Origin of the sequence: Pseudoalteromonas sp. T1lg22 (assembly GCF_002964645.1) — a bacterium.
Lineage (GTDB): Bacteria > Pseudomonadota > Gammaproteobacteria > Enterobacterales > Alteromonadaceae > Pseudoalteromonas.
The window spans coordinates 122,890-139,476 of the sequence record NZ_PQBY01000010.1; the positions used below are offsets into that span (position 1 = coordinate 122,890).

Sequence of the window (16,587 nt, forward strand, 5' to 3'; positions counted from 1 at the left end):
GTTATTCTCCCAGTAGCGGCGCAAACTTGGCACGCCACACTCGCTCGTTAACATCACCAGTGTGATGCACCAGCACCTTGCCTTCACCATTGACCAGGAAGGTCTCCGGCGCACCTGAGACCCCTAAGTCCAAAATAAACTGGCGGTCTAAATCAAGCATATTGAATTGATAAGGGTCGCCGGCACGGGCCAGCATATCCCGCACTTCCTGTTGCAAGGCATTCAAATCAAAGCGGTCGCCAAAGTCCGGATCATAACCCTGCTCGTAGTACAAACCCACTATGGTCACGCCGCGCTCGCGCAGCTCGGTTAAGTAACCCAGCTCCGCCAAGCAGGTTGGACACCAGGTGCCCCAGACGTTGATCAAATAGGTTTGACCGGCCATATCGGCATTGGTCCAACGCTTTTGCGGCTCCATCAGATCCGGTAAATCAAAGTCTGGCAGTGCCTGATTTACACGGCCACTTTGCAGCTCACGAGGGTCGGAAAACAAACCCTTTAACAGGAACGCGCACAGCAGTATAAATACCGCCAGTGGCGTCAATACGAACCACTTTTTATTCATGCCTGTGCCTCCTTGGGATTACGACGACGATAACGGCGATCAAATAGGACGATAAAGCCTGCCAAAGCAATCAAGATACCGCCCAACCACATCACCCGTACAAAGGGTTTATGGTAAATGCGCAATGACCAGGCGCCACCGGTGAGCTGCTCGCCCAGTGCCAGATAAAGATCTCGGCTCAGGCCAGCATCTACTGCGGCTTCGGTCATAAACTGCATGCCGATATCGTAGCGACGCTTTTCCGCGTGCAATACGGTTTCCAGCTCACCTTCTTTAAATACGGTCACCACTCCGGCATGGCCGGTGTAGTTTGGTCCGCGAATGGCTTTAACGCCATCGAAACGGAAATCATAACCACCTAAGGCCACCTGCTCGCCGGGCACAACACGTACATCACGCTCGGTTGAATAAGCCGAAGTCAGGGCCACAGACATAATCACCAGCGCCAGGCCGATGTGACCGAGCTGCATCGCCCAATAGCTCAAGCCTAAACGCTTGATTGATTGCGCCTGCGCGGTTTTCTGGAGCAGATCCTGAGCGCTCATCACCATGATCCACAGCGCCAATGCGGTGGCCATAAAGGTTAAAGCACTGACCTTGGCAAAGCTACTGAACAACCAGGCGGCGGTAAGCACCAGGGCAATCACTACGCCTAATCCATATTTACCCGCCACTTGCTTCAGCTTGTTTTGCTTCCAACGCAGCAGCGGCGCTGCACCCAGCAATAAGGCAAAAGGCACAATTAAATAGGTAAACATCTGATTGAAGAAGGGTTCACCGATGGAAATCGAGCCCAAACCCAGCTCCTTGTGGATCATAGGCAAGAGCGTACCCAGTAGAACGATAAGCGTCGCCACCACTAGAAGAATATTATTCAGCCACAGCGCCACCTCGCGAGAGAACAGGCTATAGCGACCCTCACTCGATACATGACCGGCGCGCAGGGCATAAAGCGTTAACCCGCCACCCACGACTATGGCCAGGAAGGCAAGGATAAACATGCCGCGATCCGGGTCCGAGGCAAAGGCGTGTACCGAGACAATAATGCCCGAGCGCACGATAAAGGTGCCCAATAGACTCAGTGAAAAGGCGGCAATGGCCAACAGCACGGTCCAGGACTTAAAGATCCCGCGTTTTTCCGTCACCGCTAAGGAGTGCAACAGTGCCGTGGCTACCAGCCAAGGCATCAGGGAGGCGTTTTCCACCGGATCCCAGAACCACCAGCCACCCCAGCCAAGTTCCGCATAGGCCCACCAACTGCCGATGGTGATACCCAGGGTTAAAAAGCCCCACGCCGCCATGGTCCAGGGGCGCGACCACTTGGCCCAAAGGTTATCCAACTGGCCGGTAAGCAGTGCGGCGATGGCAAAGGCAAAGGAAACAGACAAACCCACATAGCCCATATACAAAAGCGGCGGGTGAATGATCATACCAGGGTCTTGCAGTAACGGGTTCAGGTCACGTCCTTCCACCGGATAATAAGGCAATAGGCGGTCAAACGGGCTCGACATCAACAAGGTGTAGAGCATGAAGCCGACGGCCAAAAAGCCCAGCACGCCCAGTACCCGAGCGCGCAATGGCCAAGGCAGTGATTTCGACATCAGCGCCACCGCCGCCGTCCAGCCCGCCTGCATGACCAACCACAGGAGAATAGCCCCTTCGTGGCCACCCCAGGTCGAGGTGATCTTGTAATACCAAGGCAAGGTACTACTTGAGTGGTGGGCCACATAGGCCACGGTGAAATCATCGGTCAGACTGGCGTAAATCAGCGCCGCAAATGAAAGCAGTACAAAGATAAACTGGCCCACCGCCAATGACGGCGCCGCGCGCATCAGGCGTAAATTGCCTGTGTGCGCGCCCCACATGGGAAAAATAAACAACAGTACACAGAGCACCATTGCCAGGGTTAATGAAAAATAACCGAGCTCTGGGATCATAACTTAGTAGCCGTTGTTGTTATAAGTTGGTTTCTGGTGCTTAATACCCTTCACCGCTTCGGCGACTTCTTCGGGCATGTATTCTTCATCGTGCTTCGCCAGCACTTCGAATGCCTCGATCACATCGCTTTCAATCAGGGTGCCCTGTGCCACTATGCCCTGCCCCTCACGGAACAGATCTGGCAAAATGCCTTTATAGCGAATGGTTACCATGGGGCCGCTATCGATCAGCTTAAACTCAACGAATAGCGAGTTTTCATCGCGCTTGACCGAGCCCGGTACCACCATGCCGCCGATACGCAGCTTTTGTCCCACACTAGGCTTTTCAAGCTCAGGACCCTTACCGTTGATCAACTCGCTCGGGGTATAGAACAGGTTAATGTTTTCTTGCAGTGCGTACAAAGTCAGGCCCACGGCGCTGGATAGGCCGAATAACAAAGCAATAATGGTTAATAGGCGTTTTTTACGTCTCGGATTCATGACTGCGACTCCTGCTGCTTAGCCTGCTTGGCTTTTTCAATACGTTGCTCACGGGCTGTTTGTGCCGATACCTGCTGCAATAATTTACGTTTCTCTTGAACCGAGCTTACCACCAGGGCGATAAGAATTAACGCACAGCTGCCGAACGATAACCACACATAAAAGGCGTAGCCGCCCATGGCGAAAAATTCTGAAAGACTGTCAAACTGCATCTTATTTGCCTCCCGCCAGGGCTTTCACCCAGGGGCGATGTTGTTCGCTTTTTAGGATTTCTGTTTTCAGGCGAATGAGCGTCACCGCACCTAGGAAGCCGGCAAAACCAAGGATATTAATCATCAAAGGCCAGAACATGCTCGGGTCGATGGCCGAGGTATCGAACTTGGTGATGGTAGCGCCCTGATGCAGGGTATTCCACCACTCTACCGAGAAATGAATAATAGGCAGATTAACCACGCCAACCAAAGCAAGAATAGACGCTGCCTTACCCCCGGCGCGCTTATCTTCAAAGGCATGATAAAGAGACATCACACCCAGGTATAAAAACAACAGAATCAACTCTGAGGTCAAACGGGCATCCCACACCCACCAGGCACCCCACATGGGTTTACCCCAGGCGGCACCGGTCAATAAAGCAATCACAGTCATGGCCGCACCCACAGGAGCAATGGCAATCACCGCCAACTGGGCATTGCGAATTTGCCACACCAGGGCCACTAAGCCAGCGATAGCCATGGACGAATAGGCGCCCATGGACCAAATAGCCGACGGCACATGAATAAAGATGATGCGATAGCTGTCTTTTTGTTGGTAGTCCGCAGGCGCAAAGGCCAGCCCCCATACCCAGCCCACCAGGATGCCAAGCACGGCGATCACGGCAAAATAGGGCAGCAGGGTGTTACACAACTGATAGGCCCTTTCGGCCTTAGCGTAGGGATGTAACCACTTCCACATTAGTTAATACTCACTTTCAATGCTGATGAAACGGCAATAGGCGCAAGCACGATAGCCACGGCTAAAAATGCACCTAGAATCGCAAGCTGGCCGCCATAAGCCAGGGACATACTGGCGGTATCGATGGCGGAGGTCGCGAAAATTAATACGGGTATATAGAGCGGCAGGACCAAAAGACTTAATAGTACCCCACCCTTTTGCAGGCCCACGGTAAGCCCGGCGCCAATGGCACCAATCAAGCTCAGCAGCGGCGTGCCAATTAGCAGGGTCAGCATCATGGCGCTTAGAGCCTGCGATTGTAAATTCATCAAAAGCGCAAACAGCGGCGCTAGAATAACCATGGGCAAGCCGGTTACCGTCCAGTGCGCGGCCACCTTAGCCGAGACGCTCAATGACAGCGGAAAAGGCGACAGCATCAGCTGCTCCAAGGTACCGTCCAGGTAGTCATCACGAAACATCTTGTCCAAGCCCAACATGGTCGCCAACAGGGCCGCTACCCAGATAATTCCAGGCGCCATGCGCGCCAATAAATTAGGCTCAGGGCCAATGCCCAGCGGGAACAGGGTGATAACGATTAAAAAAAACAATAACGGATTGATAATGTCGCTGCGCTGGCGAAACGCCAAACGAACATCTTTTTTATATACGCTGGCCCACACGCGCCAGTATGAATGGTTCTGTGCTATCAAATGCGATACTCCAGCTGCAACTTGATGAGCTTATCAAAGTGCGCGGTAAGGTCTTGGTGGCTGGTCAGCAAAATAGCACCGCCCGAGGCGAGATGCTCGGCAAAACGCTGTTGCAGCAATTGCACACCCTTTTTATCCACCGCGGTGAAGGGCTCATCCAATAACCACAAGGGCGCACGATTTAACCATAAACGCGCCAGGGCTACGCGGCGCTGCTGCCCGGCAGAAAGCTGGCGCACCGGCACATCTTCAAGACCAACCAGACCCAGGTCAGCAAGTACCTCGTAGAGATCTAAGCCGCTTTCAAGACCATGGGTATTAAGCCAAAAATGACAATTTTCTAAGGCATTAAGCGCAGTGTTGACGCCGGTTTTATGGCCGATAAACAGCACATTCTCGGCGTACTCGTCATAATTACGACCAATACACTGCTGATTAAACTTTACTTGCCCCTGCATAGGCTCGGCGAAGCCCGCTAAAATACGTAATAGCGAGGTTTTTCCGGCACCGTTAGGACCTTCTAACTGCATGATCTCGCCCGACTTTAGGGTAAAACTCAGGTCTTCGAACAAACATCGCTCTTGCTTTATACAAGTGACTGCGTCAACGTGTAGCACAAACAGGGATTCTCAATGCTTAAAATTGGGCGTTAGTCTACCATAATGCTAAGCTAATGCGAAAAATTGCAGGTAAAACTTTGATCTCTAGCAAGGGGGAATATGTCGGGTCCATTTACCCCTTTATTTAACCTGATCTCAGCGCTGGAAATCACTGCCTCAAGCGCACCAATACTGCAGCCAAAATCACCTTAAAAATAACCCTGGATGGCACACAGGATTCACCTTAAATAGCAGCAAATAAACATGAAAATGCACGTGTCGGGGCGAGTGCAGGCGCCACTAAAACAATTCAAAAAAACGATTGCTTAAATCAGTTTAAAGCATTTTAATGATTAAACTTACTTTGGCACACTAGGCTCATTGATTTAGAGAAGGACTAAAACTAATGAGCCAATTTAAAAACAGCACAGGCCTACGTGTACCCGATGTCACCTTTGCCATTCGTGAGAATGACCAGTGGCAAAAACGCACCAGTGCAGATATTTTTGCCGGTAAAACCGTGATCGTTTTCGCCCTGCCCGGTGCCTTTACGCCAACCTGTTCGTCCACCCATCTGCCCCGCTATAACGAATTAGCCGCGGTGTTTAAACAAAATGGTGTCGATGACATAGTTTGTGTTTCGGTAAATGACACCTTTGTTATGAATGCCTGGGCGCAGCACCAGGAGGCCGGCAATATTACCCTGCTGCCCGATGGCAACGGCGAATTTACCGATGGCATGGGCTTGTTGGTAGATAAGAATGACCTTGGTTTTGGCAAGCGCAGCTGGCGTTATTCCATGCTGGTTAAAGATGGCGTGGTTGAGAAAATGTTTATCGAAGCGGATGTGCCCGGCGACCCCTTTGAGGTGTCTGATGCCGATACCATGCTGGAGTACATCAATCCTCAGCAGGTAAAACCTCAACCGGTCAGCCTGTTCAGTAAACCCGGCTGCCCCTTTTGTACCAAGGCAAAAAATCTGCTGACAGAGAAGGGTCTGGCGTTTGAAGAGATCACCCTGGGTAACAGTGTGTCGCTTACCAGCTTAAAGGCTATCACAGGTCGTGAAACAGTACCGCAAGTCTTTATTGGTGGTGAGCATATAGGTGGCAGTGACGATTTAGCGGCCTACTTCGCGGCACAATAATTTAACGGCAAGCGCCACTTTGAGTGTAAAAAAGCTGTGAAAAACAAGCTTAAAAATACAAGATTTTGATTTTTAATGGTTTTTACCGGTTAGATGGCGGCCCCTGCAGGAATCGAACCTGCAACTACCCCTTAGGAGGGGGTTGTTATATCCATTTAACTAAGGGGCCTATCCAAGGTCTATGACCTAGGGCTTGATTATAAAGCTAGGTGTTTGATAATCAAGCCTATTAATTGGACTTAACTGGCTATCCCTAGCCCCAGTTTCTCATGCACCACACGCGCTCTTTAATAGTACGCCGGTCGCTTCAGATTAACGCGATTACAGATAAAACCAGACATCCAGCTTTCATCCTTAGCATTTTCGCTAAGGGATTTTATGCAAAATCCCGATCTAAAGATTCCTAATTGCAGTGCAATGCAGGAGACTAGTTATACGGCAAACGGATAGCGAATAGCCTCATGATGCTGATAACCGGAGATCTCAAAGTCATCCGTGCTCACCCAGGTTTCCAAATCTTCCAGGGATTTGATCTTTGGGTTGATGTGCAGTTGCGGCGAAGGGAAAGGCTCACGCTTTAGCTGTACGTCACGCATCAGCTCAAGCTGGTTTTCATAAATATGGGCATTAACGATTTTATGATACGCCATACCCGGCTTATGACCTGTGATCTGCGCCACCAAGGCCAGCAGGGTAAAGACCTGGATCTGGTTGAAGTTTAAGCCCAGTGGCACATCGCATGAACGCTGATAACTGGTCAGATGTAAGGTGTCACCCAGCAAGGAAAAGGTATGAGTGTGCATGCAAGGACGCAAACAACCCAGTTCAAACTCGCCGGGATTATAAAAGGTGATGATCTCACCGCGGTCATCGACACCACGACTGAGGTTATCAATCACCTTCTTTAACTGGTCCAGATGCGTGCCGTCCGGCTTTTGCCAGCTGCGCCCCTGCACGCCATAAACACGGCCCATATCGTCTTCACCGCGACGGTTGGGGTTGTTCAACCAGGCTTGGTTTTCGTTGGCATTGGCATTCCAGGTGTTACAGCCGATATCGCGAAACTGGGCGGCACTGTCATAGCCGCGCAAATAGCCAAGCAACTCGGCGATGGCCGCCTTAAAAAAGCTCTTACGAGTGGTGATCAGTGGAAATTCGTTGGCAGCAACATTGTATTCCAAGTCCGCATTAATCACGGTCAAACAACGGATCCCGGTACGCTCATTTTCCACCCAGGTGCCGGTGTCGACGATGCGACGGCATAAGTCTAAATACTGTTTCATCTTTGCTTCCTTATTTCTTCGCTGCCGATGCCGCGGCGTTATCCGCTTTGCTGTACGCCCAATAGATAAACGCACCACCGATAATAATCATTGGCAGGGATAAAATCTGCCCCATAGACATAATGCCGCCTAATAAGCCTAAGTGGGCGTCCGGCTCGCGGAAGTATTCAATGGCAAAACGGAAGGTACCGTAACCGAGTAAGAATAGCCCTGAGACACTGCCCGCCGGGCGCGGTTTTTTAATAAACCACTGCAAAATAAGGAAGAGCACTAGGCCTTCGAAAAATGCTTCATATAATTGCGATGGGTGACGTGCGTCCGGCCCGCCGGTTGGGAACACCATGGCCCATGGTACATCTGACGTACGTCCCCACAACTCGCCATTAATAAAGTTACCTATGCGTCCCGCCAGCAGGCCAAGCGGCACCAAAGGCGCCACAAAGTCGCCAACGGTAAAAAACGATTTACCGCGCGATTTAGCAAACCAGAATATGGCGCAATTACCCCGAGCGTGCCGCCATGGAAGGACATGCCGCCTTGGTCAATACGGAATAGGTAAAGCGGGTTTTCCAGGAAATAAGAGAATTGATAAAAGAATACGTAACCCAAACGACCACCGAGAATAACCCCGAGCATGCCGTAAAATAACAGGTCGCTGACTTCTTCTTTGGTCCATCCCGAGCCGGGTTTGGCGGCCTGACGGTTTGCCAGCCACATGGCCAGAACAAAGCCAACTAAGTACATCAAGCCATACCAGCGTACGGCCAGCGGCCCTACTTCGAAAATCACCGGGTCAATTTGTGGAAATTCTAAAGCCATAATTTTATTTTTGCCTAGCTAAACACCATACGTAAGGCGATGATCACCAGCAGTAAGGCGAAGATTTTTTTAATATGTGAAACGGGTAAATAATGCGTAGCGCGCGCACCAAAGGGGGCCGTAAACCAGGACGTTGCAACAATGCCGGCCAGCGCGGGAACATAAACAAAGCCAACAAAACCATCGCCGATGTCCTGCACCTGCCACCCGGAGGCAATGTAACCCAAGCAGCCAAACAGCGCAATGGCAATACCACTGACCGCGGCGCAGCCAATGGCCTTTTTCATGTCTACGGAAAAGTAGTTAAGCAAGGGTACGAGAAGCGCGCCGCCGCCAATGCCAATCAACCCGGACAGTGCGCCGAGAACCGAGGTTGAACCCAAGATCACCACATCGGATGGCATGGGTCGGGTGCTGGTCGCCCTATGGCTGGAATAGATCATCCGCATAGCGATAAATATGACCGCCACGGCGAAAATTGCTTTCAGTCCCTGCTGGGGTATATAGCTGGCCATAAAGCCGCTGATCAGGGCGCCGGTAGACACACCAAACAGTACCGCTGGCGCCACTTCCCAGGGCACATTTTGGTTGCGATGATGGGCCAGAGCTGAAGACGTTGAGGTAAATAAAATAGAAGCCAGTGAGGTGGCAATGGCTATTACCAATACATGTTCAACATCGGTGACATTAAAATGCACCAGCAGCGCACTGAGCGCGGGTACAATAAGCAGGCCGCCACCTATGCCTAACAGACCGGCGAGAAAACCCACCACACTTCCTAACGCCATGCACAAGATAAAAAGCCAAATAAGATCTGCCATGTATTTTACTTATTCTGTTTTCTTATATGATGAATATATCAGGTTATAAAGAGGATTTCATTGCTTGCCATCATCGTCTTTTTGTCGATATAACAATTGCCCTAGGCCCTGTTCAAGCATGAAATCCCGCACTAAACGGTGCACCTGTTTGGCATTGGCGGCGCTTAAACATTGTGCCAGTAATTGCTTACACTTCTTAAGGCCAACGCGGCGGATCACCCATTTCACCTTATGCAGGGCGCTAAAGTTCATACTTAAGCTGTCAAAGCCCATGGCTATCAACAAAATGGCGCCTTCCGGCTCACCGGCCAGCTCGCCACACAAACTAAAGGGAAAGTTGGCAGCCTGACATTGCTCGGCAATACCGTTTAAGGCGCGCAGAACCGCCGGGTGGTAACAATCGAAGAGATTGGCGACGCGGGAATTTGCTCTGTCCACCGCCAGCAGATATTGAGTCAGGTCGTTGGAGCCGACGGAACAAAAGTCCGTTTTGGCGGCAAACTCATGCAGCAAGTACATGCTCGATGGCACTTCGATCATCACCCCAATCAGGGGCTTGTCGATATAGCTGAATTCGTGTGGGAAGTCCTGTTGCAGCTCATAATAAGCGCGCTCAAGCAGGGCTAAAGACTCATCGACCTCCCCTACTTCGCTAACCATGGGCAAGAGAATACGCAGGTTACCCAGGCCGGAATTGGCCTTGATCATGGCCTTAAGCTGATCGAGAAACAACTCGGGATGATCTAGGCTCACGCGAATACCGCGCCATCCCAGAAAAGGGTTTTCTTCCTGAATATCAAAGTAGTCAAGCGCCTTATCACCGCCTATATCCAAGGTGCGCATGGTGACCGGGGCCGGATGATAACTGTTGAGCACCTGGCGATACCATTGCTCTTGTTCATGCTGGGACGGAAAGGTGCCTTTTTGCATAAACCAGGATTCGGTGCGATACAGACCCACGCCGTCGCAATAACGGGCGCTGTCGAGCTCGGTTTGTAGATCCAGACCGGCATTGAGCATCAGGTCGATGGCCTTGCCATCGAGAGTGGTCGAAGGCAGATGGTATTCCGACTCAAACTGGTCGTGTAACTTGGCGTCGCGGTGCTGAATTTGCGCATATTCTTTTTTCAGCGCCTCGCTGGGGCTAAGATACACCCGCCCGGCATAGGCATCGATGATCAGCTCTTTATTGTCGAACTGTAACAGCGGAATATCGTTAATGCCCCACACCGTGGGGATATTAAGGGCGCGCGTCAAAATCGAGGCATGGGAGTTGGCGGCGCCATGAACACTGACCACCCCTTTTAAGCGCTCCTTGGGCACCTGCGCTAACATGGCCGGAGTCAGGGTATGGGCCACTAAAATAGTATTTTCCGGATAAGGCTTGGTGGCCTTTTCGGTATTGAGCAGATGAAACAGCACCCGCAGGCCAATGTCTTTTACATCGACGGCCCGCTCTTTAATATAAGGGTCCTGCATGGCGTTAAATTGCTGCACCAATCGCTCTATAACCAGCTTTAAGGCGCTTTTGGCACACCAGCCATCGGCAATTTCCAGCTCCACATCGCGACCCAGGCTGCGAGCATCGAGCAATTGCAAATAAACTTCAAAAACAGCGACCGCCTCGCTCGGCAGATGTCCTTGCATGGACACCGCCAGAGTACTGAACTCTTTGCGGGTGGCCGCCACTGCCTGTAAGAAGAGTTGCTTTTGTTTGAGCTTATCCTCTTCCTTGCGCAGCTCCACGGACGAAAAGTCGACTTTAGGCAGCACCACATAGGCATGCCCCTGAGCGATACCGCCGGAGCTGGAGATCCCCTTGAGCATGGTCGAGCGATGACTGAGGTCGTCCTGCTGCAACAAGGTTTGTATCTGTGCAACCGCCAGTTGTGGCGCCAATTGCGCCGACAAGGTGATCAAAAAGGATTCTTCGTCTTCGCTAAATACTCTGGCCGCCGTCTGCTGCACCACAATAACCCCTAGCACCCGTTTTTGATGCACCACGGGCACGGATAAAAAGGCGTTATATTGCTCTTCTTGAACAAGATCTGAGGTTATAAAGTGCGGGTGTGACTTGGCATAGGCAAGGTTAATCGGTTCTTCACGCTGAGCCACCAGGCCCACCAGGCCTTCGGTAAAGCCGAGGCGAAACTTACCCACGGCGGCGGGGTTAAGGCCATCGGTGGCCATCAAGACAAAGTTATCCTGGCTGTAATCGGCAAAATAGATCGAACAGCACTCTGTCTTCATCGCCTTTTTGACCTGGCTGACAAACACCATGAGCGCGCTTTCCAAGCTCGGCTGCTGAGCAACTCGCTCGACGATGGCGCGCATGGTGGCAAGCATATTGAAAACTCTCCTTAACGGCGGTTACGCCACTGCCCCTGGGGCGCTGATTCCTTGCGATTAAATGGCATCGCAATAGGAGCAAATTCTTTCATTACCCGGCGGTAGACGTCGCGTTTAAAGGCCACGACCTGGCGCACCGGATACCAGTAACTCACCCAACGCCAATCATCAAACTCCGGATGATGGGTTTTCAGCAAGTTTACGTCTTCGTCTTTGCATTTTAGTTTCAGCAAGAACCATTTCTGCTTTTGGCCAATACACACAGGGCTCGAATCACGGCGTATTAAACGTTTCGGTAGTTTATAACGCAACCAATGACGCGAGCTGGCAATCACCTCAACATCTTCTGGCAGCAGTCCCACTTCTTCATGCAATTCGCGGTACATGGTTTGCTCTGGCGTTTCGCCATCATCTACCCCGCCTTGTGGAAATTGCCATGAATGCTGGCCGTAACGGCGGGCCCAAAATACCTGCCCCTGATTATTGCAGATTACGATTCCGACATTGGCACGAAAACCTTCGGCATCAATCACCTTAGTGCCTCTTTTGTAAGTCGATTTTTATCGATTGTTCCACAATCACCAATTGACAGCAAATAATATTCGCAATTAACACCAAGTTACTCACATGTTGTGCATAACTTTTAATAACTACGGATAAAAATAAAACAAATCCACAATCAGCAGGCCAAAAACAGTATTTCTCCACAGATTCTGTGGATAAATGTGTTTATACATCTGTATTTTGTGGATTAAAACATCACACCAATTGTATGAAATCTTAACAGCAATAAAATAACCCATTAAAATCAATTAGTTAAAAATAAAATCAAAGCAAATAGGTGAGCAAAAAAGCATCCAATTTTTTCTGCTCAAAATAGCAACACCCTTGCTCGCCGTACCGAACAAGACTAGGAATTCACCGCGCCTTTGTTACAATCAGGCCTCCACAGCCCTTATCGAGCAGCTATGATTTCTCCACCTACTAACCTTGCCCAATTACGTCAGCGCGTCGATGCTATTGCCGGTATGACCCTAGGGGCGCTTGCCGAGCAATACGGTTTTAAAACCCCGGAACATTTGCAGCGAGAAAAGGGCTGGGTTGGGCAATTGTTGGAATATGTGCTTGGGGCTACCGCTGGCTCTTTGCCGGAACCGGACTTTCCTGCCCTTGGTGTGGAATTAAAAACCTTGCCCATTTCCTATCAGGGCACGCCGCTGGAAACCACCTTTGTCAGCGTCGCGCCCCTTACACAGGTGACCGGGCTGAGTTTCGAGCAAAGTACCGTCTATAAAAAGTTGTGTCATGTATTATGGCTGCCGATTTTGGCCGAGCGCGATATTCCTGTGGTGGAACGAGTGATAGGCAGTGGCTTTTTATGGCAACCCAATGCGCAGCAGTTCGCCCAGCTGAAGCGGGATTGGGAAGAGCTCACCGAGATGGTAGCTCTGGGGCAGATTGAGCAGGTCAATGGCCATTTTGGCGAGGTGTTACAACTGCGCCCCAAGGCCGCCAACAGCAAAGCCCTGACCGCCGCCATAGGCAAAAATGGCGAGCGCATTCAGACCCTGCCACGGGGCTTTTATTTAAAAACCCAGTTTACCCGGCAGATCCTCGCTCAACAGTTTCAGCCCTAAAGCGTTAAATTCGCTTGTAGGTCGGTGCTTTGCGCCGACAATGAGGCATTTTTGTCGGGCTGAAAGCCCGACCTACAACGACATGGTGATAAGGGTGCTCCAAACAGGCATAAAAAAACCGCGGTCTTACCGCGGTTTTTTTATTGGCTTAACAAGCTCAGCTTATTGACCTTTGATTTCAGAACGGCCTTTATAAACCGCCTTGTCACCAAGTTGTTGTTCGATACGTAGTAGCTGGTTGTACTTAGCTACACGGTCTGAACGACATAGTGAACCAGTTTTGATCTGGCCAGCAGCAGTACCTACCGCAAGGTCGGCGATAGTCGCGTCTTCGGTTTCGCCACTACGGTGTGAAATAACCGCAGTAAAGCCGGCGTCTTTAGCCATCTTGATTGCATCAAGCGTCTCAGACAGTGAACCGATCTGGTTGAACTTGATAAGGATAGAGTTACCAATGTTCTCGTCGATACCACGCTTTAGGATCTTAGTGTTGGTTACGAATAGATCGTCGCCCACTAGCTGTACCTTGTCGCCAATCTTATCGGTTAGAATTTTCCAACCCGCCCAGTCGCTTTCGTCCAGGCCGTCTTCGATTGAAACGATAGGGTAACGTGCCGCTAGGTCTGCAAGGAAGTCGGCGAAACCAGCCGAGTCGAATACCTTGCCTTCGCCTTTCAGGTCGTATTTACCATCGTGGTAGAACTCTGAAGAGGCACAGTCTAGCGCTAGGGTTACGTCTTTGTTTAGCTCGTAACCGGCAGCAGCAACGGCTTCGGCGATCACTTCCAAGGCTTCTTCGTTTGACTTAAGGTCAGGTGCAAAACCACCTTCGTCACCTACCGCAGTGTTTAGGCCGCGTGCGCTTAGTACTTTTTTCAGGCTGTGGAAGATTTCCGCACCCATGCGTAGCGCTTCGCTGAAGCTAGGAGCGCCTACCGGCTGAACCATAAACTCTTGGATATCAACGTTGTTATCCGCATGCTCACCACCATTGATGATGTTCATCATAGGCACAGGCATTGAATACTGGCCAGATGTACCATTGATGTCGGCGATGTGTTCGAATAACTCAACACCCTTGTCCTGAGCTGCCGCTTTAGCGTTTGCTAGCGATACCGCCAGGATGGCGTTTGCGCCTAGCTTTTCTTTGTTTTCGGTGCCATCAAGCTCAAGCATGATGTTATCGATTGCACGCTGCTCAAGCGCATTTTGGCCTTTAAGGGCGGCGGCGATTTCGTTATTTACATAACCTACGGCCTTCAATACACCCTTGCCCAGGTAACGACTCTTGTCGCCATCGCGTAGCTCAAGCGCTTCGCGTGTACCGGTTGAAGCACCAGAAGGTGCACAAGCACGACCCCAAGCACCGCTGGCTAGGTATACTTCGGCTTCAACAGTTGGGTTACCGCGTGAGTCCATAACTTCACGGCCAATCACTTTAACAATTTCTGACATCTCGAATGATTCCTCTTGTCCCAGGTTTAGTACTCCCTCCCCCCGGGGCCGATTCTTGGCGCCTCTGGGCAAGGGGTATAAAAACGAAAAAGCCGTGCATGGGCACGGCTTAGTACGATCGATTACGAAGACTGCTTCTGGAAGCTGTGTGCAGCCGCCACGAAACCTTCAAATAGTGGGTGACCATCACGTGGCGTTGAGGTGAATTCCGGGTGGAATTGCGCCGCAATAAACCAAGGGTGATCTTTGTTTTCAATGATTTCCACCAGCTTCTTATCTTCGGAAAGACCGGTGAACTCAAGACCCGCTTGCTCAAGCTGCTCAACATAGTTGTTGTTCACTTCATAGCGGTGACGGTGACGCTCAACGATTTGATCATTGCCGTACACTTCACGTACCTTTGAACCTTCTTTCAGATGACACAACTGAGCGCCAAGACGCATGGTGCCGCCTAAGTCAGACGCTTCGTCACGTACTTCAACATTACCGTCTTTATCAAGCCATTCGGTGATAAGGCCCACTACAGGGTGCGGCGAATTAGCATCGAACTCGGTTGAGTTCGCGCCTTCAAGACCGGCTACGTTACGCGCATATTCAATTAGCGCCACCTGCATACCTAAACAGATACCCAGGTAAGGCACCTTGTTTTCACGGGCATACTTGGCCGCCATGATCTTGCCTTCAACACCACGACCGCCGAAGCCGCCCGGTACCAAGATGGCATCAAGACCTTTCAGCAGGTCAACGCCCTTGCTTTCGATGTCTTGTGAGTCAACGTACTGAATGTTCACTGTCAGGCGGTTTTTCAAACCAGCATGCTTAAGGGCTTCGTTAACCGACTTATAGGCATCCGGTAGTTCGATGTATTTACCCACCATACCGATAGTCACTTCACCAGTAGGGTTCGACTCTTGGTAAAGTACTTGTTCCCACTCGGATAGATCCGCTTCCGGGCAATCCAGGTAGAAACGACGACAAATGATGTTGTCCAGATCCTGCGACTTAAGCAGCGCCGGGATCTTATAAATGCTGTCTACGTCTTGTAGCGAGATAACCGCTTTTTCTTCAACGTTAGTGAACAGGGCAATCTTGGCACGCTCATTACCCGGTAGTTTACAGGCCGAACGACATACCAGGATGTCTGGCTGAATACCGATAGAACGCAGCTCTTTTACAGAGTGCTGAGTCGGCTTGGTTTTCACTTCGCCCGCAGGGCCTAAGAATGGCACCAGCGTTAGGTGCATAAACAAGGCGCGCTCGCGACCGATTTCGGTACCAAGCTGACGAATGGCTTCTAAGAAAGGTTGTGACTCGATGTCACCTACGGTACCGCCGATCTCAACGATGGCAATATCATGACCTTCTGCACCTTCAACTACACGACGTTTAATGTCGTTAGTGATGTGCGGGATAACCTGAATGGTTGCACCCAGGTACTCACCACGACGCTCGCGACGAAGAACATCTTCGTATACACGACCTTGGGTGAAGTTGTTGCGGCTGGTCATCTTGGTGCGAATGAAACGCTCATAGTGACCAAGGTCAAGGTCCGTCTCTGCACCGTCTTCGGTAACGAACACTTCACCGTGTTGAATTGGGCTCATGGTGCCCGGATCAACGTTGATATAAGGATCCAGCTTTAAGATTGTGACTTTTAAGCCACGTGCTTCTAAGATCGCTGCCAATGATGCAGCAGCAATACCTTTACCCAACGAGGAAACCACCCCGCCTGTAACGAAGATAAATTTTGTACTCATGCGAACCCTAAGATATCAGGAAATGGATTAAATTATAGAATCAAGACGGGGCGATAGTATAGCAAAGCCCCCTCAGCCAATCCAGCTAAAATTAATCT

The 16,587-nt window shown here is 50.7% G+C and carries 15 protein-coding genes, 1 tRNA gene and 1 pseudogene; 2 read left to right on the plus strand and 15 right to left on the minus strand.

What is annotated here, in order from left to right:
- Position 1: 1 nt before the first annotated feature.
- From C2M24_RS06400 to ccmA, 7 genes are read right to left on the minus strand one after another with little or no spacing between them, the layout of a single operon-like run.
- Positions 2-565, minus strand: a complete 564-nt coding sequence (locus tag C2M24_RS06400; protein ID WP_105213693.1) for a redoxin family protein — start codon at positions 563-565, stop codon at positions 2-4.
- Positions 562-2,502, minus strand: coding sequence for a heme lyase CcmF/NrfE family subunit (locus tag C2M24_RS06405; protein ID WP_105200724.1), 1,941 nt, complete (start codon positions 2,500-2,502; stop codon positions 562-564). Before C2M24_RS06405 ends, C2M24_RS06400 begins: the two co-directional genes overlap by 4 nt.
- 3 nt (positions 2,503-2,505) lie before the next feature.
- Positions 2,506-2,982, minus strand: coding sequence for a cytochrome c maturation protein CcmE (gene ccmE / locus C2M24_RS06410; protein ID WP_105190495.1), 477 nt, complete (start codon positions 2,980-2,982; stop codon positions 2,506-2,508).
- Positions 2,979-3,194, minus strand: coding sequence for a heme exporter protein CcmD (gene ccmD / locus C2M24_RS06415; RefSeq protein WP_105190496.1), 216 nt, complete (start codon positions 3,192-3,194; stop codon positions 2,979-2,981). The genes ccmE and ccmD overlap by 4 nt, the downstream gene beginning before the upstream one ends.
- 1 nt (position 3,195) lies before the next feature.
- On the minus strand, positions 3,196-3,933 hold the full coding sequence (locus C2M24_RS06420) for a heme ABC transporter permease (protein WP_105213694.1): 738 nt from the start codon (positions 3,931-3,933) through the stop codon (positions 3,196-3,198).
- A complete protein-coding gene (gene ccmB / locus C2M24_RS06425; protein ID WP_105213771.1) occupies positions 3,933-4,619 on the minus strand; it encodes a heme exporter protein CcmB in 687 nt (228 codons plus the stop codon). The genes C2M24_RS06420 and ccmB overlap by 1 nt, the downstream gene beginning before the upstream one ends.
- A complete protein-coding gene (gene ccmA / locus C2M24_RS06430) occupies positions 4,619-5,239 on the minus strand; it encodes a cytochrome c biogenesis heme-transporting ATPase CcmA (RefSeq protein WP_105200728.1) in 621 nt (206 codons plus the stop codon). The genes ccmB and ccmA overlap by 1 nt, the downstream gene beginning before the upstream one ends.
- A gap of 388 nt (positions 5,240-5,627) precedes the next feature.
- Between ccmA and C2M24_RS06435 the strand changes: the two genes are divergently transcribed.
- Positions 5,628-6,368, plus strand: a complete 741-nt coding sequence (locus tag C2M24_RS06435; RefSeq protein ID WP_105200729.1) for a glutathione peroxidase — start codon at positions 5,628-5,630, stop codon at positions 6,366-6,368.
- Positions 6,369-6,462: 94 nt separating this feature from the next.
- On the opposite strand, the gene C2M24_RS06440 is transcribed toward C2M24_RS06435, so the two are convergent.
- The 6 genes and pseudogenes from C2M24_RS06440 to rppH all read right to left on the minus strand — a co-directional run bounded on the left by C2M24_RS06440 (position 6,463) and on the right by rppH (position 12,173).
- Positions 6,463-6,537, minus strand: a tRNA-Arg gene (locus C2M24_RS06440).
- Between the two features lie 262 nt (positions 6,538-6,799).
- Positions 6,800-7,651 (minus strand): thymidylate synthase, encoded by an 852-nt coding sequence (locus C2M24_RS06445; protein WP_105213695.1) that lies wholly within the window; start codon positions 7,649-7,651, stop codon positions 6,800-6,802.
- Between the two features lie 10 nt (positions 7,652-7,661).
- Positions 7,662-8,470, minus strand: a pseudogene (lgt, locus tag C2M24_RS06450) (prolipoprotein diacylglyceryl transferase).
- A 14-nt stretch (positions 8,471-8,484) separates the two neighbouring features.
- Positions 8,485-9,291: a sulfite exporter TauE/SafE family protein gene (locus tag C2M24_RS06455; protein ID WP_105200732.1), complete on the minus strand. Its 807-nt coding sequence runs from the start codon at positions 9,289-9,291 to the stop codon at positions 8,485-8,487.
- 57 nt (positions 9,292-9,348) lie between these two features.
- Positions 9,349-11,637 (minus strand): phosphoenolpyruvate--protein phosphotransferase, encoded by a 2,289-nt coding sequence (ptsP, locus tag C2M24_RS06460; protein ID WP_105213696.1) that lies wholly within the window; start codon positions 11,635-11,637, stop codon positions 9,349-9,351.
- A 14-nt stretch (positions 11,638-11,651) separates the two neighbouring features.
- The gene (gene rppH / locus C2M24_RS06465) at positions 11,652-12,173 is read right to left on the minus strand and encodes an RNA pyrophosphohydrolase (protein ID WP_105213697.1); all 522 of its coding nucleotides are present in this window, start codon (positions 12,171-12,173) and stop codon (positions 11,652-11,654) included.
- Positions 12,174-12,608: 435 nt separating this feature from the next.
- Between rppH and mutH the strand changes: the two genes are divergently transcribed.
- Positions 12,609-13,277 (plus strand): DNA mismatch repair endonuclease MutH, encoded by a 669-nt coding sequence (mutH, locus tag C2M24_RS06470; protein ID WP_105213698.1) that lies wholly within the window; start codon positions 12,609-12,611, stop codon positions 13,275-13,277.
- Positions 13,278-13,439: 162 nt separating this feature from the next.
- On the opposite strand, the gene eno is transcribed toward mutH, so the two are convergent.
- Both eno and C2M24_RS06480 read right to left on the minus strand, forming a co-directional pair.
- Positions 13,440-14,732 carry a phosphopyruvate hydratase gene (gene eno, locus C2M24_RS06475; RefSeq protein WP_105200735.1) on the minus strand — a complete coding sequence of 431 codons (1,293 nt, stop codon included), beginning with the start codon at positions 14,730-14,732 and terminating at the stop codon, positions 13,440-13,442.
- A 122-nt stretch (positions 14,733-14,854) separates the two neighbouring features.
- On the minus strand, positions 14,855-16,489 hold the full coding sequence (locus C2M24_RS06480; RefSeq protein ID WP_105190565.1) for a CTP synthase: 1,635 nt from the start codon (positions 16,487-16,489) through the stop codon (positions 14,855-14,857).
- Between the last annotated feature and the right edge of the window lie 98 nt (positions 16,490-16,587).